Source organism: Sphingomonas sp. GW821-FHT10F11 (assembly GCF_058809095.1).
This window is the reverse complement of sequence record NZ_JBXASH010000005.1, coordinates 189,964-212,599: the sequence shown is the minus strand read 5'-3', so window position 1 is coordinate 212,599 and position 22,636 is coordinate 189,964. Positions and strand designations below refer to the sequence as shown.

Below are 22,636 nucleotides of genomic sequence, written 5' to 3'. Positions count from 1 at the left end.
GACTAACCCGGGCCTCCGGGTTGTCCGTCGATTGGGGCATGGGAACTGGCCGCATGAGCGGCAGCAGACCGCCACGCTTGCGCGCGAGCGGAAAATTCCATTCCCCGTCTAGGCGGGAGATTAAGGCCGGAGGATTCCGGCCGCCCACTGTCTCGGACGGTAACTCGTCATGCGCGAACGCGTGGCAAGCGAAGGCGGGCTCCTAGCGGCATCGCCGCGAAAGTCAACAAAAGGTGTGATCTTCGCGCCCTGTATTGAAACCGACGCCGATCTGTCACGCGACCGTCAAGGAATATGCATCAGCCTGTCAGCTGCTCCGCACAAGAGGACGCGGCAGCGACTCCGAACCGGATCGCGATTCTCCTGGGGGTATCCACATGACAGACTCGACCAGCGTCACGTTCGGCTATGATGATGGCGACATCGATACCAATCGCACCGGCGGCGTGTCGCTGAACGACCTGGTCGAGCGGCGCTATTCGCGGCGCGATGCCCTGCGCGGTGGCGTGTCGGCGGCCGCCTTTGCCGTGTTCGGCGGCGCGGTGCTGGCGGCGTGCAGCGACAACGACATGGCAGCCGATCCCGCCCCCACGGTAACCGCGGGTTCGTCGGGCACGACCAGCTCGGGCCGGCTCGTCACCCTGACCGGCATCGCCGCCGACAATGGCGGGATCGCGTCGCAGAGCTTCACCCAGATTTCCGGCCCGGCTGTGACCCTGACCAATGCGGCCAGCGGCACCGCGACCTTCATCGCGCCGAGCGTGAGCGCCAGCACGCCGCTGGTGTTCCGCTATGCGGCGGTCGATTCGGCCGGTCAGACCTCGTCGGTGGAAACCACCGTCACCGTGACCCCCGCGACCCTGGGCTTCACCGCCGTCGCCAAGAACCGGCTCGACAAGGTCAGCGTGCCGGACGGCTATAGCGTGTCGATCCTCTACCGGCTGGGCGATCCCATCACGGCCAGCACCGCCGCGTACAAGAACGACGGCACCGACACCGATTTCGCCAACCGCGCTGGCGACCATGGCGACGCGCTCTACTGGTTCGGCCTCGCCGCATCGGGCTCGACCCGCGAGGACGGCAGCAGCACGCGCGGCCTGCTGGTGATGAACCATGAGAACATCAACCAGCCGTACCTTCACGTCGCTGGCGCCACGACCGTGGCGGGCGCACGGCCCGAGGCCGAAGCGCTCAAGGAAATGGAGTGCCATGGCCTGAGCATCATCGAGGTATCGAAGGCTGGCAGCACCTGGAGCTACAATCAGGCCGGCGCGCTCAACCGTCGCATCACCCCGCTCACGCCGACCGTGTTCAACGGCCCGGTGCGCGGCACCACCCATTTGCGCACGGTCTTCTCGCCGACCGGCGTCGCCGGCCGCGGCACGGTCAACAACTGCGCCAATGGCTATACGCCCTGGGGCACCGACCTGACCTGCGAAGAGAATTGGGCCGGCTATTTCCGCCGCCCGACCGGTGCCGACAATCCCCGCCGCACCCCCAAGGAAGTCACCGCCCTGACCCGCTATGCCGTCACCAGCGGCAGCGGCAATTTCGGTTGGGCGACCGTGGTTCCGGCCGATCCGACGAGCACCATCTATCGCCGCTGGGACGTGCAGGCGACCGGCGCCGACGCGCTCGCCGATTTCCGCAACGAGCACAACCAGTTCGGCTGGGTGGTCGAAATCGACCCGTACGACAAGACCGCCGCGCCGCGGAAACGCACCGCGCTCGGCCGCATGAACCATGAGGGCTGCTGGCCGTCCAACTTCGTCGCCGGCCGCAAGCCCGCTTTCTATATGGGCGACGATGCGGTGAACGAATATCTCTACAAGTTCGTCTCGGCGACCGCGTGGTCGGCGGCCGATGCCAGTGCGGCGGACCGCCTCGCGATCGGCGACAAATATCTGGACAATGGCACGCTCTATGTCGCCAAGTTCAATGCCGACGGCACCGGCCAGTGGCTGCCGCTGGTCCATGGCACCGGCCCGCTGACCTCCGGTGCGGCGCCTTATGCTTTCGCCGACCAGGCCGACGTGCTGACCCATGCGCGGCTCGCCGGCGACTCGCTGGGCGCGACCCGGATGGATCGTCCGGAATGGACCGCGGTCAATCCGGTGACGGGCGAGGTCTATCTGACCTTGACCAACAACTCGACGCGCACCCCGGCCAACACCGACGCGGCCAATCCGCGCGCCTATATCGATCCGCCGAGCAGCTCGGTGTCCAATCGCAATGGCCATATCATCCGGCTGCGCGAAACCGGCGACACCTCCGAGGCGCTCGCTTTCGCCTGGGACATCTATCTGTTCGGTGCCGGGTCGGATCTCGACGCGACCAACATCAACCTGTCGGGCCTGGATGCGACCAACGATCTTTCCAGCCCGGACGGCCTGTGGTTCGGCCGCCCGTCCAACGCATCGGGCCTCGTCACGCCGGTGCTGTGGATCCAGACCGACGACAGCGCCTATACCGACGTCACCAACTGCATGATGCTCGCGGCGATGCCGGGCACCGTGAACGATGGCGGAGTGAAGACGATCACCAACACCCCGACCGGCGGTGCGGGCATTATGCAGGCGACCCGTATCGGCAAGGCGCCCGGCACCAATCTGCGCCGCTTCCTGGTCGGTCCGCTCGAAGCGGAGATCACCGGCGTGGATTCGACGCCGGACGGCAAGACGCTGTTCGTCAACATCCAGCACCCGGGCGAGCTGGGCAACACCGGCAACATCACCAGCAACTGGCCGGCAAGCCAGACTGCGCCGGCCCCGGGCAACCGCCCGCGCTCGGCGACGGTGGTGATCACCAAGAACGACGGCGGCGTGGTCGCGCTGTAAGCGACTGCCGCAAGGAAGAAGGGGAGGGCCGGGGTAATTCCCGGCCCTTTTCATGTCAGGGAAGCAGCGCGATCAGCGCGGCGCGCAATGCCTGTGAATCGTTGGGCGCGACGATCGTCAGGCCGGGTTGCGCCGGCAGGCCGCAGGCCGGGGTCGCGATCACGGGCAGCCTCGCAGCCAGGGCACGGAGCAGCGTACGGGGCCGATGCTCGACAATGGCCGGGAGCACGACGCCCGCCAGGCTCGAATGCTCGCCCGGCGCCAGGCGACGAACGTCCAGGCCGGCCCAGAAATCCGGACCTTCTTCCGCGCCGCGTTCCACCAACAGCTCGATATCCAGGCCGGCCATGGCCTCGCGCATGGCGTGGGCGCCTTTGCGGGCGAGCGCGGGGCCGGCAAACAGGATGCTGTTACCGCCGCGGGTTCCCGCGAGCGGTGGGGCAGGGGCCCAGTCGATCAGGTCGACCCGGCCCGTGGGGAAGTGCGCCGCGACGGCACGGTGCGCAGTGACGAGGCGGCCCGCCGCGCCCAGCGCCTTGCGCTCGGCCGCGACGATCGATGGCGGCGCCCGAAAATCGCCCAGCGTGGTGCTGTCGGGATAGTGCGCGAGCGCGTCGTCGAGAGTCTGCTGGAGCGCCTCCATGGGGAGCCGGTCCATCAGCACCTCGAAGCTGCGGCCTTGCAAGGCGCCGAGTTGCCACAGATGCGGGAGCAGCGACTGGGTGACGACGAGATGGGTGTGGTCCGGCGACACGCGGCGGGCATGGGCCGCGGCGAGCCGGGCATCTGCTGCCAGCATCGTGCGCGCCAGCGGTGTCTTCGCGCGCGCCCTGAGCGCGACCGCACGGTGGAGGGCAGCGATATCGGCGGTACGCTCGGTGCCCAGGCGGGGCCATGCACCTGCTGCCTTGCCGAAGCGGCGGGTGGAAAGGTGGAGCATGTCGCCCGGCTTCGCGCGTTCCGCGTACAAGGCGATAAATTCGGGTGTCCCCGCGTCGACCAGCCAAGCGGTGGGCAGCGACGCCGCCTCGATATCGGGGTCGTGGCGGTGGCAGGCGATCTGGCCGCAGCTCAGGCAGTCATGCGCTGCGATGCCGGGAGCGAACTCAACCAGTGGCGGTTCGGCCTCTGCGCCGTAACCGCGAATAGTCAGTTCGAGTTCGTCGGCGGTCAGCCGCGCCTCGATCCGGAACGGTCGACGGCCGCGCAGGCGGAGATCGAGATAATTCCAGAACACCGTGGCATCGCGCCCCGCCGCCGCGCGCGATCCGGGCACGATACGCGTATGGGCATGGCGTTCGACCACCTCCAGCCCGGCCTGCAAGCCCGCCTCATAGAGTGCGTTGGAGAGTTGGCAGAGGCCGCCGCCGATCGTTGCGATCATGCAGCCCTCGCGCAGTTCCCGCCCGGCGACATAGCCGCGCCGCCGCGTCGGGCGGCCGACCTGCCGCCAGAAGCTCAGTGTCCGGCCGGCCTCGACCTCGATTCCGTCAAGGCCGCGCAGGGCGATGCGCAGATTCTGGATCTTGCCGGCATTGAGCGCGCGGTCCTTCTCACCGCCCGCATTGGTCCAGAGCGGCGTGCGGACGGTGGCGAGGATCGGCGCCTCGATCAGCGCCCGCGCGCGGGCGTGGCGTAGGGGAGCGAGGCCGGGGGTGGCGTCCCGGGCAGCACGGCGGGCGCGGAGCAAGGACGCCTTTGCGGCGAAGACCAGCGCGCTGACGCGGGTCGGCACGCCCGAACGGGGCATCGCCGCTGCCGTTGTGAGCCGGTCGCTCATCCTGTCCCTTCCCCGAAGAAGGGCAGGATTCCCGTTCCTGGCCTCCCCGTCAATCGCAAGCCGGATGTTAAACGCAAGAAGCGGGATGCCGCCTGCTCGGCACATCCTAATCCTGGAGGCCTTGGCCCTTAGCAGGAGAAGCATCATGACGACGTCGCCCATCGGTCCCCGCGAGGCGGTCATGGCGCTTTACCAATCCTATGCGACGCGAGACTCCGAGCGGATCGCGGCCTGCCTTACCGAAGACGTCGTCTGGGTCGCGCCGCCGGGCAATGCGACTCAGGTCGCGCTCGGGCTGGGCGATCCCGGTGACGCCGGGGCGCCGGACGGATCGAACAATCTCGGTCGCGACGCGATCGTCGATTTCATGGCGAATGATTTCGGCCGGCTGTTCGTCAGCGATGTCGCCAACGACTTCACCGGCCTGCATGTGGCGGGCGATCACGTCATTGCCGAGCACCGAATGTCGGCGACGCTCGCCAATGGCCGCTCCTATGTGAACGACTATTGCTTCGTCTTCCGGGTGGTCGACGGCAGGATCGCAGGCATCCGGGAATATATGGATACGCGCGGTGGCTGGGCTCAGATGTTCGGTGATGACGCCCCGGCGCCGATCGTGCCGCCGCGCCCGGCCGCGGCAGCCGCATAAGAAAAGGGCCGGGGTTTCCCCCGGCCCTTCGCTTTGTTTCGATCGAAGATCGGATCAGGCCGCGGTGACTTCCGCGGTGTCGACCTTGATGCCGGCGCCCATGGTCGAGCTGACGGCGATCTTGCGGACATATTTGCCCTTGGCGCCCGACGGCTTGGCCTTGACCACCGCATCGACCAGCGCGTCGAAGTTCGCGCGCAGGTCTTCAGCCGGGAAACTCGCCTTGCCGATGCCGGAATGGATGATGCCGGCCTTCTCGACGCGGTATTCGATCTGGCCGCCCTTGGCTGCCTTGACGGCTTCCGCGACGTTCATCGTGACCGTGCCCAGCTTCGGGTTCGGCATCATGCCCTTCGGGCCCAGGATCTTGCCCAGGCGGCCGACGATACCCATCATGTCCGGGGTCGCGATGCAGCGATCGAAATCGATCGTGCCACCCTGGACGATCTCCATGAGATCCTCGGCGCCGACGACGTCTGCGCCGGCCTCGCGGGCCTCGTCAGCCTTGGCGCCCTTGGCGAACACGCCGACGCGCACCGTCTTGCCGGTGCCCTTGGGCAGGGTGACGACGCCGCGGACCATCTGGTCGGCATGGCGGGGGTCGACGCCCAGGTTCAGCGCGACTTCTATCGTCTCGTCGAACTTGGAGGTCGCATTGGCACGCGCCAGCGCGATCGCTTCATCGACGCCGTGCAGCTTGTCGCGGTCGATCGCGGTAGCGAGAGCCTTCGCCTTCTTGGTCAGCTTTGCCATGTTCTCAGCCCTCCACCACTTCGAGGCCCATCGCGCGGGCGGAGCCTTCGATGATGCGGGTCGCCGCGTCGATATCGTTGGCGTTCAGGTCCTTCATCTTCGTCTCGGCGATCTGGCTCAGCACGGAGCGCTTGATCTTGCCGGCCGAAAGCTTGCCCGGCTCCTTCGAGCCCGACTTCAGGTTCGCTGCCTTCTTGATGAGATAGGACGCCGGCGGCGTCTTGGTCTCGAACGAGAAGCTGCGATCCGCATAGACGGTGATGACGGTGGGAAGGGGCGTGCCCTTTTCCTGCTCGCCGGTCTGCGCGTTGAACGCCTTGCAGAATTCCATGATGTTCACGCCGCGCTGACCAAGCGCCGGGCCGATCGGCGGCGACGGATTGGCGGCGCCGGCTGGCACCTGCAGCTTGATATAGCCGGTAATCTTTTTTGCCATGTCTCACTCTCTTTCAAGTTTAGCGGTCCAGACGGCTTTTGAGGGCCTCCCGCGGATACGCATTTTACAAACGCCCTCATCCGTCATGCCGGACTTGTTCCGGCATCCACCGGGCCGCAGGCGCGGACGGTGAAGTGGACCCCGGAACAAGTCCGGGGTGACGAAACCAAAAACTTACTTCGCGCGCTCGACCTGCTCGAACTCGAGCTCGACCGGAGTGGCGCGACCGAAGATCGACACCGACACCTTCACGCGGCTGCGATCGAAATCGAGCTCTTCGACGATGCCGTTGAAGCTCGCGAACGGGCCGTCTAGCACCTTCACCGAATCGCCGATCTCGTAATCGACCTTCATCTTCTGCTTCGGCGCCGCGGCTGCTTCCTCCTTCGAGTTGAGCATCCGGGCCGCTTCGGTCTCGCTGATCGGCTGGGGCTTGCCCATCGATCCCAGGAAACCGGTCACCTTCGGCGTGTTCTTCACCAGATGATAGACGTCGTCGTTCATGTTCAGCTTGGCCAGCACATAGCCCGGCATGAACTTGCGCTCGACCGACACCTTCTTGCCGCGGCGGGCTTCGGTGACGGTCTCGGTCGGGACCTCGATCTGTTCGACCAGGGCATCGAGACCCATGCGGGTTGCCTCGGCCATGATCGAGTCGCGGACCTTGCCCTCGAAGCCCGAATAAGCGTGAATGATGTACCAGCGCGCCATGTTTCTATCCAAAATCAGTTCGCGAGGCTCAGCAGCAACTTCACCACCGCCTCGAAGATCGTATCGATCCCGAAGAAGAAGATCGCCAGCAGCGTCGTCATGATCATGACCATCACGCCGGTCATGATCGTCTCGCGCCGCGTCGGCCAGACGACCTTCCTGGTCTCTGCCTGCACCTGCCGGATGAACTCTAACGGTGTCGTCTTCGCCACGCTGCTCAGCTCGCTTTTCAAAACGCACGAGATCGAGGCATGGAGCCGCTGCCCGGGTCCCAAGGAACCGGCGCCGTCCAATCCTCGATTTCGGATTGACCGCGCAGATAACCCCGACGCGCCCGGAAAGCAAGAGAAGAGGCCGGCGCGCCTGCGTGAGGGGTCAATCGGGCCGGTTCGGGCGGATCCGAACGAATCTGGCGCCATTCCAGCAATTTCCGGGTGGTAACTCGCGATGGACCGGAGGATAGTGCACAACCGGGCGCCAAAAACAAACGGGTGATCGTGATGGGTGATTGGCTTCGACCGTTTTTCGATGGGAGCTACGCACCCCATGGCTATTGCCTGTTGTGGGAACCATCGCTGATCCGCACCCATGTGATCGCCGATGCGCTGATCGCGGCGGCCTATTTCTCGATCCCGCTGGCGTTGCTGACCTTGATGCGCAAGCGCGAGGATATCCGCTACGGCTGGATGATCGTGCTGTTCGCGACCTTCATCCTCGCGTGCGGCGCCACCCATGTGATGTCGATCTGGACCTTGTGGCACGGCAATTACGGTGCCGAGGCCGTGTTGAAGGTGATCACCGCGATCGCCTCGGTCGCGACGGCGATCATGCTGTGGCCGCTCATCCCCAGGGCGGCGGCGCTGCCCTCGACCGCCGCGCTCGCCGCGACGAATGCCGAACTGGCCGAGGCGATCGCGACGCGCGACGCCGCGCTGAACGAGATGCGCGCCCAGATGGCGCAGCGCGAGCAGGCCGAGCGCGCCTTGTTGCAGGCGCAGAAGCTCGAGGCGCTCGGGCAGCTCACCGGCGGTATCGCCCACGACTTCAACAACCTGCTCCAGGCGATCACCGGCAATCTGGAGCTGATCGACATCCAGCCCGAAAATACCTCCGGCATCGCGCGGTGGAGCCGCAATGCGCGCCAGGCGGTCGAGCGCGGCAAGAAACTGACCGGGCAGTTGCTTGCCTTTTCGCGGGTCCAGAAGCTGGAGATAGTATCGTTCGGCCTGGCGCGGATGCTTGAGGAGACGCGCGACCTGATCGGCAAGTCGGTCGGGCCGCAGATCAAGGTCGACATGGAGGTGCCGGAAGAGGAATTGGGCGTCGTCGCCGACCGGCGCCAGCTCGAACTCGCCTTGCTCAACCTGACGATCAATGCGCGCGATGCCATGCCGGACGGCGGCGCCATCCGCATCGGCGCGAGCCCCGCATCGGGCAAGCCGCATCCCGATCTGCCCCCCGGCGACTATGTGACGATCACCGTCAGCGACGACGGCATCGGCATGAACCCCGAGGTCGCGGCGCGCGCGTTCGAGCCGTTTTTCAGCGCCAGGCACAATGGCCGCGGCACCGGGCTGGGCCTGAGCATGGTGTTTGGTGTCGTGTCGCAGGCCGGCGGCGTGGTCGAGATCGATTCGGCGGAGGGCGAGGGGACGACGGTACGCCTGTTCCTGCGCCGCGCCTTCGACATCGCGCCGGCGCACGAACGGGCGCCCGCCGCCGATATCGAGCTGGAGACGGTGCTGACCGGGTTGAACGTGCTCGTCATCGACGACGATCCGGACGTGCTGCACACCGTGGCCGCGACCCTGGAGGCGCGGGGGGCGACCACGGTCATGGCGGAGGACGGCAAGGCGGGCCTTGAGGCGGCGGGGAAGGATGGCTTCGATGTGACCCTGGTGGATTTCGCCATGCCCGGGCAGGATGGGGCGGAAGTCGCCGCCAGGTTGCGCAAGGCGCATCCCGAGCGGCCGGTGCTGATCATGACCGGCTTTTCGGAATCGGCGAAGCTGGATGCGGTGATCGAGCGCGGCGTCGGCTTGCTGCGCAAACCCTTTTCGAGCGACGCGCTGGTGCGTGCGATCGGCGAACTGCTGCCGGCGAAGGACTAGGATGGGATTAGGATGGAGAGTGGCAGGGGAGCTCGGACTCGAACCGAGGGCCTTCGGTTTTGGAGACCGACGCTCTAACCAACTGAGCTACACCCCTGTGCGGTTGCGGGCTTTAGCGTGAGGTTCGGCGGGGGGCAAGCGCTCAGGCGGCCGCGGCCTCGCCCCAATCGCGATTGGCGACCGCGCGGGCTTCCTCGACCGGCAGCGGACGGCCGAAATAATAGCCCTGGACCTTGGTGCAGCCGAGATCCTGCACCATGCGGTGCTCCTGTTCGGTCTCGACGCCTTCCGCCGTGGTCGCCATGCCCAGGCTCTGCGCCAGCGCGACGACGGCGCGGATGATCGCGATCGCCTCCGGCACGTTCTGCGAGGCGCCCTGCACGAAGCTGCGGTCGATCTTGATCGAGGAGAAGCGGGTGCGGCTGAGATAGCCGAGCGACGAATAACCCGTCCCGAAATCGTCGAGGCTGAGCTTCACGCCGAGATCCATGATGCGTTCAAGCACCTTGGTCGCGCCGGTGCCCTCGCGCATGAACACGCTCTCGGTCACTTCCAGCTCGAGCCGTTCAGGCGGCAGGCCGCTGTTCGCGAGCGCCGAGGCGACGGTCGAGACGAAAGCGGGGTTGTGGAGCTGGTCGGGCGAGACGTTGACCGCCACGCGCACGGGCGAGTTCCAGCGGGCCGCCTCCTCACAGGCGGTGCGCAGCACCCATTCGCCGATCGGCGCGATCAGCCGCGCTTCCTCGGCCAACGGGATGAACTTCACCGGCGAGATGTTGCCGAGCTGCGGATGAGTCCAGCGCAGCAGCGCCTCGAAGCCGGTCAGCGCGCCGGTCTGCGCGTCGACCACCGGCTGGTAGTTGAGATGCATCTCGTCATTCTGCACCGCCTTGCGCAGCGCCATTTCGAGCACGCGGCGCTCCTCCGCCTCGACGTGCAATTGCGGCTCGTATACGCGCACGACCCCGCCGCCGGCATCCTTGGCGCGGTAGAGCGCGAGATCGGCCGAGCGGATCAGCATCTCGGCGGTGCGGCCGTCGCGCGGGCCCGTCGCCACACCGACGCTGGCGCCGGTATAGAGCGTGTGCTGATCGAGTTCATAGGGACGCGACAGCGCCTCGATGATGGTCTGGGCCATCCGCTCCATCCGCGCCGAATCGCTGGCGTCGCGCACGACCACGGCGAATTCGTCGCCGCCCAGCCGCCCGATCACCTCATTGTCGGTCATTAACTGGCTCAGCCGCTCGGAAACCCGGCCGAGCAGGCGGTCGCCGATCGGATGGCCGAGCGTGTCGTTGACCGCCTTGAAGCGATCGAGATCGATCATCATGAAGGCGCAGCGGCTGCCCCATTTCTCCGCATCGGCCATGGCGAGCACGAGCGCCTCGTTGATCAGCAGCCGGTTGGGCAGGCCGGTCAGCGTGTCGAACCGCGCCATGCGGTTGATCTTGTCGGCCGAGGCGCGCTGTTCGGTGACGTCGGAGCCGACGCCGCGAAAGCCGACAAAGACGCCGCGATCGTCGAGCCGGGGATTGGCGGCGATCTCCCACCAGCGTTCCTCGCCATTGACCTCGACGGGGAGCAGGATGTCGCGAAAGCCCTCGCGGCCCTTCAGCTTCTCGGCCAGGGTGCGCAGGCCGGCGGAGAAATTGCCCGATTCCCATGCCGAGCCGGCCAGCACCTGAAGGAAGGGCATGCCATTGACCGACAAGGGGTCGAGCCCGACCGAATGGGCGAAGCGGGGCGAGGCGCGCACGATGCGGCGGTTGGCGTCGGTTTCCCACAGCCAGTCGGCGCTGTGTTCGGCGAATTCGCGCAGCAACAGGCTGACCGTCTCGTCGCGTTCGGCCAGCGCGATCTCGCCGGCGCGGATCACGACCAGCGCCTTGCCGCGTCCGAAACAGACCAGCATCAATAGTGCCGTAAAGACGATCGCGGTCGAGGCGAGCAGCGGCCCGCCGACGAAATAGAGCATCACCGTGATCGCGGCACCCAATATGCCGAGAAAGCTGAGCGTCGCCATCGGCAGCGCCGCCATGGCGACGGCCGATGCGGTCATCATCAGCGCGACGACGATCCAAAGGCCGAAGGCGATCGCGGGATCGGCCCTGACCCCGAAGGCCAGAGGCGGTACCGACCAGACAACGGCGAGCGCGATTCCCTCGAGCACGGTATCGCGGACATCGAGCAGGGTAGCAGTCTGCGCGGTGCGCTGCCGCGCGGCGAGGCGGCGGAAAGTGATGGCGGCGGCGACGGCGGCGACCACCGCGCCCCAGCTCGCCAGCGCCCAGAGCGGCGCGACCGGCTGAAGCACCAGGGCAACGAGCATCGCGCCGACGACATTGGCCGCGAGCAGGAACAAGGCGAGCTGACTGCCCGCATTGAGCTGGGCGGCGCGAATCGGCGCCCAGTCGGTGGTGTCTGCCGGATCGTACAGGCCGAGCAGTGCGCGGCCGTCGATGCGCGGATGGGCGAATTGGGAGGCGGGGCGAGTGCTCACACGCCCATCGCTACAGCAGCGCTGGTTAGCGGATGGTTAGGCGCGGGGCCGATTCGGGCGTTTTATTTTCGCCGGGCGGACAAAGGCTGAAAGCGCCGGCCAATGCTCCTGCCCGATCGCCGGCGTAGCGCTGTCGTAAAGGCCCGGCATGCCTGCGTCCGACATTGTGTTGCGCAATTGTAACACAGTCGCCGGAAAGTTCCGTGTCGGACCTTATCTGATTTACAAAAATGCTGCGGCGCGACACCTAGGCCTCATCGGGCGCCCAGACGCCCGGCTCGGCTCACACAGCCGATGCAACAATCACCGTGATCACCGGGGGACTCGATCAATGCGCTCATTTCATCGCCTTAACGCTACTCGCCTGTGCGCCAGCGCCGCGCCGCTCGCCCTTCTGTTCGGCTTGAGCAGCCCTGCCTTCGCGCAGGACGCGCAGGCGGGTGCCGCCGCCGCGCCGGCCGACCAGGCGGCCGAGGGCGAAGCGCCCGACATCGTGGTGACCGGCTCGCTGTTCCGCCGCACCGACACCGAGACCCCGTCGCCCGTCACCGTGCTGACCGCCGACAGCCTCGCCAAGGCGGGCATCACCACCGTGGCCGAAGCGATTCGTTCGGTTTCGGCCGACAGCGCCGGCTCGATCGGCGTCGGTTTCCAGAGCGGCTTCTCGGCCGGCGGCGTCGCCGTCTCGCTGCGTGGCCTCGGCGTCTCGTCGACCCTGGTGCTGGTCGACGGCCTGCGCTCGACCAATTTCCCGATCAGCGACGATGGCCATAACGCCTATGTCGATCTCAATTCGATTCCGTTCAGCCTGGTCGACCGCGTCGAAGTGCTGAAGGACGGTGCCTCGTCCACCTATGGTGCCGATGCGATCGGCGGCGTGGTCAATCTGATCATGAAGAAGCAGTTCACTGGCGTCGCCGGCACGGTCGAGGCCGGCGCCAGCGAGAAGGGCGACGCGGGGCGCCAGCGCGCCAACCTGACGGTCGGCTATGGCGACTATGACGAAAAAGGCTTCAACGTCTATCTGAACGGCGAATATCAGCAGGACGGCCGCGTTACCGCCCATAGCCGCGGTTTCCCGTACAACAATCGCGACCTGAGTTCGATCGGCGGCGCGGACAATAACGGCGCCGACGGTTCGCTGACCACGGCGACACCGAACGCCGTCGTCGTGCGCACGACCCAGACCAATCTGAACAATCCGCTGGCCGGCGGTACCGCGGTGCTGACCACCCAGTATCAGTCGCTCAACCTCAATTGCGCGTTCGGCACCTACACGCAGGTCAGCGCGAACGTGAACGGCACGGGCTGCAAGCATAATCTGGAAGACGAATATTTCCAGCTTGCCCCGCTGCAGCGCAAATATTCGATCAACGGCCGCATCAGCGTGCGTCTGGCCGACAATATCGAAGGCTATGTCACCGGCAGCTATTCGAACAGCTATGTCAGCATCCTCAATGCCCCGCGCGCGCTGCGCAATACGCAGCCTTATGGCGGCGCACCGGCGCTGGCATCGAGCAATCCTGGCATCGTCCTGCCGGTTTATATCTGCACCTCGGGCGTCGATTGCGCGACGCCGGGCGCCCCCGGGCGCGCGCTCAACCCGAACAATCCCTATGCGGCCGCCTTCGCCAATGATCCGACCAATGGCGCGGCCCGCATCTATTACCTGTTCGGCGACATCAAGGCTGGCAGCGACCGCACCAACGAAGTGTGGCGTTTCACCGCCGGCCTGAACGGCACGATCGGCGACGACTGGACCTGGAAGATCGACGGCGTCTATGCGCGCGACAATCTGGAGATCGTCCAGCACGGCTATCTGAACATTGCCAACACGCTGAAGGCGATCAACACCGGCGCCTATAATTTCGTCAATCCGTCGCTGAACTCGCAGGCGGTGCGCGACTTCGTTGCGCCGGACAAGATCACGCCGTCGCATTCGGAGATGTATTCGGTCGATGCCTCGATCACCAAGCAGCTGTTCGAGTTGCCCGGTGGCCCGCTCATGATCGCCATCGGTGGCCAGGTGCGCCACGAAGCGTTGGAGAACAACAACCAGAACGCCGCGCTCGACACCTATAGCCTGACGACCTCGTCGGCCTTTGGCGAACATACCGTGTCGGCCGGCTATTTCGAAATCTCGGCTCCGGTGCTCGATACGCTCGAGATCAACGGTTCGGGCCGCTATGACCATTATTCGGAAGGCTTTGGCCGCTTCTCGCCCAAGGTCGGCTTCAAGTTCACCCCGATCAAGCAGCTGGCGATCCGCGGCACCTATTCGCAGGGCTTCCGCGCACCGACCTTCGCCGAATCCGGTCCGCGCTCGCAATATGCCGGCTTCGTCACCACGACGCCATCGTGCCTCTTCATCCTGGCGCATAACGGCACCGGCAACACCACGACCTGCTCGGCCAATGGCAATCCCTACAATCTGGCCTATTCGGTTGGTCGCGGCTTCGTCGGCAATCCGAACCTGAAGCCGGAAACGTCGCGCAGCTTTACCGCCGGCGCGATTTTCGAGCCCGTTCCCTGGCTCAGCATGACGGTCGACTATTATAATGTGAAGAAGTCGAACCTGATTGCGAACGGTCCGGACGCGGGCAAGGCCATCACCGCCTATTACAGCCAGACGACGCTGGCAGCCGCCACGGCGGCTGTCGCGGCGGTGGGCCCGGGCTATTCGGTCAACACGATCGACGCCGTCGATCCGCAGGCTCCCAATGCGCTGCCGCGGCTGCTGATCATCAATGCGCCGTTCGTCAACGTGAACTATGATCTGACATCGGGCCTCGATTTCTCGGCGACCGCCCGTATCCCGCTGAGCGACGGCATCCGCTTCACCAGCCGGGTCGAGGCGACCTATGTCATCCAGTATGACCGTCACACCGCGTCGGGTGTGCAGCGGTTTGCCGGTACGCTTGGGCCGTACGATCTGTCCTCGGGCAACGGCACGCCCCGCGTTCGCGGCAACTGGCAGAACACGTTGGACTTCGGCCAGTTCTCGCTCAGCGCAACGGCCTATTATGTCGGCCGGATCAAGGAGGTCGCCACCGATCAGGGCAATCTGTCGCTGGCCTGCGCGGCGAACCTGTACAAGACGCCGACCGACGGCACCGGCAACAGCTTCTGCTACGTGAACAACTTCATCACCGTGGACATGAACGCGACGGTCAAGGTGAACGACCAGTTCAGCTTCTTCGCGAACGTCGGCAATGTGCTCGGTGCCCGCGCACCGATCGCGCCGGCCTCTTATGCGAGCTCGCCGAACTTCCTGACCACCTGGCACTATGCCGGTCTGATCGGGCGCACGTTCAAGGCAGGCGCAAGCTTCAAGTTCTGATCGTAAGATTGCCGAAAGACTGGGGCGGCTCCGCAAGGGGCCGCCCTTTTTTGTGCGAATGGATCAAATATGGCAAATATGCGGACACTATACTTGTTTCACTAGGGCCACCGCCTCCGGCACCTGCCATGCCGCCTTTTCAGGCCACTCACTCCGCGACGACTATACCTGTGACTCCATCAACACCGTCCCCACCACTGGGAAAGCTGTTGGATAGCCAGAGTGAACCGTGTCGGAAGCGAATATTCCATATGCATAATGAAGATACGCCGACGCCCGGATCGAACCTGCTTTATCGGTATCTCTGTGACGCGCGAAGAGCCACAACAAGCAGCGCGCAGGGGCAAGCCGAAATGGATCCGGGCCAAATGATGCCCGCGTCTTTCCCGGCCGTTTCCGGGTGTTACCGGTCCTTCGCTATACGCCCGCCTCTCGCATCTGGGCTCTGGCCGCCTGAAAGCTGACAGGCAGCAATCGGCCAGCTCTCGCCACTCAAATAGCGATGGCGCAGTGCGCCGGTCGAGTTCGGCGAATGCCCATGTCGAGGCTGCCTCGCAACCCCGATTCAACGCTGCTCCGCGACGGCATATCATGATCTCCCCGGCGGTATGTCCGGGTGAATCTGGAGCATCGGACGTGTCAGTACAGACTTGCGGCTTGCATCTATTCTTCAGTACGGCTGAAGCAATACTTAAGCGACTCTCACATTGCGCAAGATTTCGGAAAGTCGAGTCAACGGAATTTTTTGTTGCGCTCTACCACCGCTTCCAACGCGGCGATTTGCGGGCCGCTCGGTGCGAAAATAATGGCCCCATTGAGAAACACGTAAACCGACTCTCATATTCCAATCTTGACTGGTCGGTTTTCGCCGCTTCCAACACCGTGACTTCACTCTTGCCGCTGCCACCCGCCGGTCTGCGCCGATCGCCGCATCAGGCTGCCCACAACGGACGCACTCGCGCGCCGGCGATGCCCACGCAACCACATCGTCAGGTCGTCGCAAACCGTCGCGAAGCGCCCCCACGCGCCGCAACCATCGCGTTACGCCGCGATGTCGTAGGGCTTGATCTCGCCGTTGAGGTAGAGGTTGCGCGCCTTGGCGCGGCTCAGCTTGCCCGAGCTGGTGCGGGGCAGGGTGCGCGGCGGGATCAGCTCGATCACGCAGTTCATGCCCGTCACCGAGCGGACGCGCTCGCGGATTTCCTCGCGCAGGCGCACGCGCTCGGCATCGTCGGAGCTGCGGCACTGCACCAGCACGGCGGGGGTTTCCTCGCCGCCCGGCGTGGTGATGGCGAAGGCGGCGATGTCGCCGGCCTTGAACCCGGGCAGCTGCTCGACCGCCCATTCGATATCCTGCGGCCAATGGTTGCGGCCGTTGATGATGATCATGTCCTTCGCCCGGCCGACGATATAGACATAGCCGTCCGACATATATCCCATGTCGCCGGTGTCGAGCCAGCCGTCGACCATGCACGCCTCGGTCGAGGCCTGGTCGCGGAAATAGCCGACCATCACCGACGGACCCGAGCACCACAGCTTGCCGATCGCCCGCTCGGGGAGCGGCGTACCGTCCTCCTCGCGGATCTCGACCTTCATGTCGCGCACCGGCTTGCCGCAATTGACGATCGCACGGTAGCGCTGCGGCCGGTCCTGCCCCGCGGCGACGCCGGAGAGCTGGGTTTCCTCGACCAGCTCGACCCGGATGCCCTGGCCCGGCGGCATGATCGACACGGCCAAGGTGGCTTCGGCGAGACCATAGCTGGGCAGGAAGGCGGAGGCCTTGAAGCCGGCATCGGCGAACGCGTCGACGAAGCTCTGCATCACGTCGGGACGGATCATGTCGGCGCCATTGCCCGCCACGCGCCAGCGCGACAGGTCGAACCGGTCCGATGCCTTGGTCTGGCTCGACATGCGGCGGGCGCAGATGTCGTAACCGAAGGTCGGCGAATAGGAGAGGGTGGTGCCCTGGTTGCGGCTGATCATGTCGAGCCAGGCGAGCGGGCGCCGCGCGAAATCCTCGGTCTTGATATAATCGGTCGAAACCTGGTTCGCGACCGGCGACAGGAAGCAGCCGACCAGGCCCATGTCATGATACCAGGGCAGCCAGGAGACGCAGCGGTCGCTCGGCTGCAATTCCATGCCGTGCCCGTGCGCCGCGAGGTTGTTGAGCAGCGCGTGATGCGTGATCGCCACGCCGTGCGGGAAGCGGGTCGATCCGCTGGAATATTGCAGATAGGCGATGTCGTCGCCCTTGGCGGACGGCAAGGTGACGTCCGGCACAGGGCGAGCGACCAGCTCGGACCAGTCGACGCCCTCGGTCCCGACGAGGCGGGCCGCTTCGCCGGCCATCTGGGCCAGCTCGGGCGGATAGATCAGCATGGTCGGGTCGCAGCTGGCAAGCTGGACGCGGAGCTGCTCGATATAGGAGTCGCGGCCGCCGAACGAGGTGGGCAGCGGCAGCGGCACCGGCCAGGCACCGGCATAGACGACGCCGAAGAACAGGGCGGCGAAATCCGGGCTGGTTTCCGCGACCAGCGCGATGCGATCCTCTGGCTTGACGCCGGCCGCGATCAGCCGCCGGGCCATCGCCAGCGCATCCTCGCGCAGCTCGGCGAACGGATAGGGCCTGACGAGGCCACCACGGGCATCGTGGAAATTGAGTCCGCGCACGCCGCTCGCCGCGAAATCGAGCGCTTCCCCAAGCGTCTCGAAATCGGCGAAGCGTCGCTCGAGCGAATCTTCGGTGGGCGTCGATGTCACCGTGGCGCGCTCCGCCAACAGCTCTCCCGATCCCGGAACGTCACTAACCATTAGTTCTTGCGCCCTTGAATGCGGCCTTTCCCCAAAAGCCGCTTCTTATTGAAAGCCTGCATCTCTGCCGCTTCCTGACGTTCAAAATCCGTTCCGAGTGTGGCACAATGATGGCGTGATGCCGCATGCCCGCCCCAGCCGAGAGCGGCGCCCGCCCCCGCCGCTCGATGCGGCGGCGCTGGAACGGCTGGCCTTGCGTTATGTCGAACGCTTCGCGACGACCCGGGGGCGCCTCACATCCTATCTCGTGCGGAAAATCCGCGAACGGGGCTGGGAGGGCGACGCGGCCGACCCGGTCGCGCTCGCCGAAAAACTCGCCGAATTGGGCTATATCGACGACCGGGCGTTCGGCGAAGCGCGCGCCAGCGCGATGGCGCGGCGGGGCTTGGGCAAAAGGCGGGTGAGCGGCGTGCTGCGCCAGGCCGGGATCGAGGAGGAGGATGCCGAAGCGCTGGCCCCGGCCATCGAGGAGCGGCGCCTGGACGCGGCGCTGACCTTTGCCCGCAAGCGGCGGATCGGACCGTTTGCCACGGTCGCGCCGGATCGGCCGCAGCGCGAGAAGCAAATCGCGGCGATGATCCGCGGCGGGCATGATTTCACGCTGGCGCGCCGGATCGCCTCGATGGCGCCCGGCGAGGATACCGATCAGCTCGAGTGAGATCCGGTTGAATCGTCGTTTTTGTCCTGGCGACGATCCGTGCTAATAGGAGGTCCGGGGGATTAGTTGGTTATGCGTAACGATCCGCAACCGGCGTTCGGGGGCCGGACCTGGGATGAGACCATCGTCGAGCCGTCGCCGGTCGAAAAGCCGGGCGGGCTGTCGGTGTCTGGCACTCTCAAATGGTTCGACGTCACCCGCGGCTTCGGCTTCATCGTTGCTGATGATCCGTCGATCGGGGACGTGTTGATTCACTTTTCCGTGCTCCAGCCGCATGGTCGGCGCAGCCTGCCGGAAGGCGCGCGAGTCGATTGCCATGCGGTGCTGCGCGAGCGCGGCTTCCAGGCGAGCGAGATCGTCGCGATCGACCTGAGCAACGCGATCGAGCCGCCGATCCGGACGCGGCAGGGCGACGACCGGATCGATCCGGCGGTGCTGGTCGAGGATGCCGGGCCGTTCGAGCCGGTGACGGTAAAGTGGTTCAACCGCCTGAAAGGCTATGGATTCCTCGTGCGCAATGCGGATTCGGCCGATATATTCGTCCATATGGAAACGCTGCGGCGTGCCGGCATCGCTGAGGTCGAGCCCGATCGACGCCTGCGGGCGCGCATCGTCGAGGGCCGCAAGGGCCCGCTCGCGGTGGTGGTCGAAGAGGAAGGCTGATTCTGTCATGATGCTGAAGAATTTCGCGGCGGCGTTTGCGCTCGCCGCGCTGGCGCTCACCGCTTGCTCCAGCGACGGTGCGGCTGCCTCGTCCGCCGCGGGGGAGACCCCGGCGAAGACGATCGCGCTGACCGTCACCAGCTCAAACGGCGCCCACGACTTCACCGTCGAGACGGCGAAGACCGAAGAAGAGCAGCAACGCGGCCTCATGTTCCGCACCGGCATCGCGCCGAACGCGGGCATGCTGTTCGCGCCTTATCCGCCGGGTGGCGGCGGGCCGAAGGAAGCCAGCTTCTGGATGAAGAACACACCGAGCCCGCTCGACATCATCTTCATCCGCGCCGACGGCACGATCGCGACGATCGCCGAGAACACCGTGCCTTTCTCCGAGACGCCCATCCCCTCGGGCGAGCCGGTCGCGGCGGTGTTGGAGATCAATGGCGGCCGTTCGGCCGAACTCGGCATCGCCGAGGGCGACAAGGTGACCTGGACCGGCCACGGCAAGTGATGAAACGGATCGGTGCGAGGGCAGTTGCCCGCGTGGCGAGCAACGGGTAAGCGGCGGCGCATGGGTATCAACCTCAATCCATTCACTTGGTGGAACGGCGCCAGCTGGGGCACCATGATCGGCCTGCGCGGCAAGACTCAGGTCGGCGAAGACCATCTCGGCAACGTCTATTATGAGGGCGGCACCGACCCCAACGGCATCACCCGCCGCTGGGTGATCTATGCCGGCGCCAATGATTCGAGCCGCGTCTCGCCCGAATGGTTCGGCTGGCTGCATCATCAGGTCGACGACCTGCCCGATCGCTCGCTGCCCGCGCCGCGCGTCTGGGAGAAGCCGGCGGTGCCGAACATGACCGGCACCGCGCTCGCCTATCGCCCGCCCGGGGCGCTGGAAAAGGGCGGCCAGCGCGCCGCCGCCACCGGGGACTACGAAGCCTGGGCGCCCGAGTGATGCGGCGATTGCTGGGCGGCGCGGCGATCCTTGCGCTGCTCGCGACCGGCGCGTGCGACCGGAAGGCCGCAACGCCTGGCGCCAAGCAGGTGCCCAAGACGGCGCTCGACGAGGATCAGCCGCCATCCGATGTGGTCACCGTCGATGTGCCGAGCGGTGCCGACCCGTCGTTCGGCGCCACGCCGATGACGCAGCGCGTCGCGGTGATCGGCCTGCTCAACAAGCGCAACGGTGTCGCGCGCGAAGTGACGCTCAAGCCTGGCCAGGCGGCGCGGGTCGGCGACGTGATCATCCGCCTGCGCGCCTGCGAGCAGACCGCGCCGTGGGAGCAGGACCATTATACCGGTGCTTTCGTCCAGCTCGACGTCCAACAGCTCGACCGTACTTGGAAGCGGGCTTTCTCGGGCTGGCTGTACAAGGAACGCCCGGCACTGAACGTCGTCCAGCACCCGATCTACGACGTCTGGACCAAGAGCTGTGCGATGACCTTCCCGGTCGGCGGCCCCGATTCGGTGCCGGTCGGCGGTGGTGACGACACGCCGCGGTCGAGCGCGAAGAAGTCGCCCGCCGCGGCCGCGCCCGCCGCCGAAGCGCCGGCGCCGACCACACCGTCGACCGCCGAGGACAGCAACCCGACATAGGTGCTGCGCGGAATCTCGACCGCACCCAGCGAGGCGAGATGATCGGTCATGAACTGGCAGTCGAGCAGGGTGAAGCCGCCGACCCGTAGCCGAGCGACCAGCCAGGCGATCGCGACCTTCGACGCGTCGCGCGCGCGGCTGACCATGGACTCCCCAAAGAAGGCGCGGCCGAGCGCGATGCCGTAGAGCCCGCCGACGAGCTGGTCGCCGTTCCACACCTCGACCGAATGCGCGAAGCCCAGGCGATGGAGCTCGATCGAGGCCTGTTCGATCTGCGGGTTGATCCAGGTGTCGGGGCGATCCTCGGCCGACTCGGCGCAGAGCGCGATGACCTGTTCGAAGGCGGCGTCGGCGGTGACGCGGAAGCGGTCCGAGCCGATGGTCTTGCGCAGAGAGTGGGACAGATGGAAGCCGTCGAGCGGCAGGACCGCGCGGTATTTGGGTTCGACCCAATAGACCCCGTCAGCGTCGCGGGCATCGGCCATCGGGAAGACGCCGATCGCATAGGCGCCGAGCACCAGCTGCGGATCGAGCGGCGCGAACGCTGCCGCCGTATCGGGCGGCCCTGCTCTCATTGGGGGCCCTTCACTTGGCCAGCCGCCGTTCGATCGCCTGCCAGAGCTGAGCGAAGGCCTGGCCGCCTGGAGATTTGGCGCCGAACGCGCCGACCGGCGCGCGACGCACCGCCATCGACTCGACGATGCTGGCCATGGGCACCACCGGCCAGTCGGGGTTGCGCGCGATCGCCTCGGCATGAAGCTTGCGGCGACGGTCGACCATCGAATGGACTGGCAGGACCTGGGCCTTGGTGCCGAGATGCTTCACCACCTCGGCATAAGCGCGTTCGGACAAAGGCGAGGGGATGACGGGCACGACGATCAGGTCGGCGGCGCGCATCACCTGATCGCTCGTCTCGGTGAGGCCCGGGGGGCAATCGAGCAGGATGCGGTCATAGGATTTTCGTAAGCCGGTGAGCAGTTTTTGCAGGCGTTTCTTCTTGTCGAGTTCATGGAACAGATGGTCGAGCCCACGCAGTGACGAGTCGGCACTGATAAGGTCTAGCCGATCTATACCGGTGGTTTGAATCAAGCGCGACGGCTCGACGTCCTTCGAGAAGATCGACTGGGCCTGCTCCTTGGCCTTGTGGCCGGACAGGAGGAAGCTGCTCGCGGCCTGGGGGTCTAGGTCCCATAACAGGGTGCGGCGGGCGGAGAGGGTCGCGGCGCACCAGGCGAGGTTGACCGCCAGCGTGGTCTTTCCCACGCCGCCCTTGAGGCTGTAGATCGCGATGGTCGCCATGTGGACATGGTGCCCGAGCTGTTGGAGCCGCGCAACCGCCTGCCCCATGAAAAAGGCCGGCGGATCGCTCCGCCGGCCTGATGGGATGGGGATGGGGCCAGTGGCTTACTGGTGGCAGGTGGTCGAGCCCTTGCCCGGCGCGGTCAGGCTGATGCTCTTGGGCGAGCCGGTGAGCGAATAGCCCTCGGCGACCAGCGGATCGCCGGCCTTCTCGGCCTTCAGCGTCGTCGCAGGACCGTCCTTGGCCAGCTTGACCACGGCCATCTTGTCGCCTTCGAAGAAGGTGACATAGACGAGGCTGTTGTCCTTGCAGCGCATGGTCGCTTCCGCCTTCATTGCGGGCGGCAGCTCGACCGGCGCGCGATTGGCGATTTCGGCCGCCTGCGGATCCGGCGCGGTCAGGGTGACCGTCTCCGGCTTGTCGTTGTTACAGGCCGAAAGCGCGAAGAGCGCGACGGCGGCGAGGGGGAGGAGGCGGCTCGTCATATC

Annotated in this window: 18 protein-coding genes, 1 tRNA gene and 1 pseudogene; 9 read left to right on the top strand and 11 right to left on the bottom strand. The window is 66.0% G+C overall.

Annotated elements, in window-relative coordinates; all coding sequences use genetic code 11:
- Window positions 1–377: 377 nt before the first annotated feature.
- Window positions 378–2,837 carry a PhoX family protein gene (locus AC1RT8_RS16290; RefSeq protein ID WP_493076698.1) on the top strand — a complete coding sequence of 820 codons (2,460 nt, stop codon included), beginning with the start codon at window positions 378–380 and terminating at the stop codon, window positions 2,835–2,837.
- A 55-nt stretch (window positions 2,838–2,892) separates the two neighbouring features.
- On the opposite strand, the gene AC1RT8_RS16285 is transcribed toward AC1RT8_RS16290, so the two are convergent.
- Window positions 2,893–4,617 (bottom strand): VanW family protein, encoded by a 1,725-nt coding sequence (locus tag AC1RT8_RS16285; protein ID WP_493076697.1) that lies wholly within the window; start codon window positions 4,615–4,617, stop codon window positions 2,893–2,895.
- Between the two features lie 145 nt (window positions 4,618–4,762).
- Here AC1RT8_RS16285 and AC1RT8_RS16280 point away from each other — a divergent pair, with 145 nt between their 5' ends.
- Window positions 4,763–5,266: a nuclear transport factor 2 family protein gene (locus tag AC1RT8_RS16280; RefSeq protein ID WP_493076696.1), complete on the top strand. Its 504-nt coding sequence runs from the start codon at window positions 4,763–4,765 to the stop codon at window positions 5,264–5,266.
- Between the two features lie 54 nt (window positions 5,267–5,320).
- Here AC1RT8_RS16280 and rplA read toward each other — a convergent pair whose 3' ends face one another.
- The 4 genes from rplA to secE all read right to left on the bottom strand — a co-directional run bounded on the left by rplA (window position 5,321) and on the right by secE (window position 7,378).
- Window positions 5,321–6,019, bottom strand: coding sequence for a 50S ribosomal protein L1 (rplA, locus tag AC1RT8_RS16275; protein ID WP_493076695.1), 699 nt, complete (start codon window positions 6,017–6,019; stop codon window positions 5,321–5,323).
- 4 nt (window positions 6,020–6,023) lie between these two features.
- Window positions 6,024–6,455 (bottom strand): 50S ribosomal protein L11, encoded by a 432-nt coding sequence (gene rplK / locus AC1RT8_RS16270; protein WP_493076694.1) that lies wholly within the window; start codon window positions 6,453–6,455, stop codon window positions 6,024–6,026.
- 174 nt (window positions 6,456–6,629) lie between these two features.
- Entirely contained in the window at window positions 6,630–7,166 is a 537-nt protein-coding gene (gene nusG, locus AC1RT8_RS16265) for a transcription termination/antitermination protein NusG (RefSeq protein ID WP_493076693.1), read from the bottom strand.
- Window positions 7,167–7,180: 14 nt separating this feature from the next.
- Window positions 7,181–7,378 carry a preprotein translocase subunit SecE gene (secE, locus tag AC1RT8_RS16260; protein ID WP_493076692.1) on the bottom strand — a complete coding sequence of 66 codons (198 nt, stop codon included), beginning with the start codon at window positions 7,376–7,378 and terminating at the stop codon, window positions 7,181–7,183.
- 288 nt (window positions 7,379–7,666) lie between these two features.
- Between secE and AC1RT8_RS16255 the strand changes: the two genes are divergently transcribed.
- Window positions 7,667–9,277, top strand: coding sequence for an ATP-binding protein (locus AC1RT8_RS16255; protein WP_493076691.1), 1,611 nt, complete (start codon window positions 7,667–7,669; stop codon window positions 9,275–9,277).
- Between the two features lie 20 nt (window positions 9,278–9,297).
- Here AC1RT8_RS16255 and AC1RT8_RS16250 read toward each other — a convergent pair.
- A tRNA-Trp gene (locus tag AC1RT8_RS16250) sits at window positions 9,298–9,374 on the bottom strand.
- A 45-nt stretch (window positions 9,375–9,419) separates the two neighbouring features.
- Window positions 9,420–11,777 (bottom strand): putative bifunctional diguanylate cyclase/phosphodiesterase, encoded by a 2,358-nt coding sequence (locus tag AC1RT8_RS16245; RefSeq protein WP_493076690.1) that lies wholly within the window; start codon window positions 11,775–11,777, stop codon window positions 9,420–9,422.
- 331 nt (window positions 11,778–12,108) lie between these two features.
- Between AC1RT8_RS16245 and AC1RT8_RS16240 the strand changes: the two genes are divergently transcribed.
- On the top strand, window positions 12,109–15,117 hold the full coding sequence (locus AC1RT8_RS16240; protein ID WP_493076689.1) for a TonB-dependent receptor plug domain-containing protein: 3,009 nt from the start codon (window positions 12,109–12,111) through the stop codon (window positions 15,115–15,117).
- 1,041 nt (window positions 15,118–16,158) lie between these two features.
- On the opposite strand, the gene AC1RT8_RS16235 is transcribed toward AC1RT8_RS16240, so the two are convergent.
- A complete protein-coding gene (locus AC1RT8_RS16235) occupies window positions 16,159–17,928 on the bottom strand; it encodes a fatty acyl-AMP ligase (protein ID WP_493076688.1) in 1,770 nt (589 codons plus the stop codon).
- Between the two features lie 118 nt (window positions 17,929–18,046).
- Here AC1RT8_RS16235 and AC1RT8_RS16230 point away from each other — a divergent pair, with 118 nt between their 5' ends.
- The 5 genes and pseudogenes from AC1RT8_RS16230 to AC1RT8_RS16210 all read left to right on the top strand — a co-directional run.
- On the top strand, window positions 18,047–18,586 hold the full coding sequence (locus AC1RT8_RS16230; RefSeq protein WP_493076687.1) for a regulatory protein RecX: 540 nt from the start codon (window positions 18,047–18,049) through the stop codon (window positions 18,584–18,586).
- Window positions 18,587–18,658: 72 nt separating this feature from the next.
- Window positions 18,659–19,249 carry a cold-shock protein gene (locus AC1RT8_RS16225; protein WP_493076686.1) on the top strand — a complete coding sequence of 197 codons (591 nt, stop codon included), beginning with the start codon at window positions 18,659–18,661 and terminating at the stop codon, window positions 19,247–19,249.
- A 10-nt stretch (window positions 19,250–19,259) separates the two neighbouring features.
- Entirely contained in the window at window positions 19,260–19,757 is a 498-nt protein-coding gene (locus AC1RT8_RS16220) for a DUF192 domain-containing protein (RefSeq protein WP_493076833.1), read from the top strand.
- 60 nt (window positions 19,758–19,817) lie between these two features.
- A complete protein-coding gene (locus tag AC1RT8_RS16215) occupies window positions 19,818–20,207 on the top strand; it encodes an NADH:ubiquinone oxidoreductase subunit NDUFA12 (RefSeq protein ID WP_493076685.1) in 390 nt (129 codons plus the stop codon).
- Window positions 20,207–20,626: pseudogene (locus AC1RT8_RS16210) on the top strand (DUF2155 domain-containing protein); the annotation flags it as partial. The gene AC1RT8_RS16215 and the pseudogene AC1RT8_RS16210, both read left to right, overlap by 1 nt.
- 35 nt (window positions 20,627–20,661) lie before the next feature.
- Here the strand turns inward: AC1RT8_RS16210 and aat are convergent.
- From aat to AC1RT8_RS16195, 3 genes are all read right to left on the bottom strand, one after another.
- A complete protein-coding gene (gene aat / locus AC1RT8_RS16205) occupies window positions 20,662–21,423 on the bottom strand; it encodes a leucyl/phenylalanyl-tRNA--protein transferase (RefSeq protein WP_493076684.1) in 762 nt (253 codons plus the stop codon).
- A gap of 10 nt (window positions 21,424–21,433) precedes the next feature.
- Window positions 21,434–22,147, bottom strand: a complete 714-nt coding sequence (locus AC1RT8_RS16200; RefSeq protein ID WP_493076683.1) for a ParA family protein — start codon at window positions 22,145–22,147, stop codon at window positions 21,434–21,436.
- A gap of 105 nt (window positions 22,148–22,252) precedes the next feature.
- Window positions 22,253–22,633, bottom strand: coding sequence for a hypothetical protein (locus AC1RT8_RS16195; RefSeq protein ID WP_493076832.1), 381 nt, complete (start codon window positions 22,631–22,633; stop codon window positions 22,253–22,255).
- Window positions 22,634–22,636: the final 3 nt, after the last annotated feature.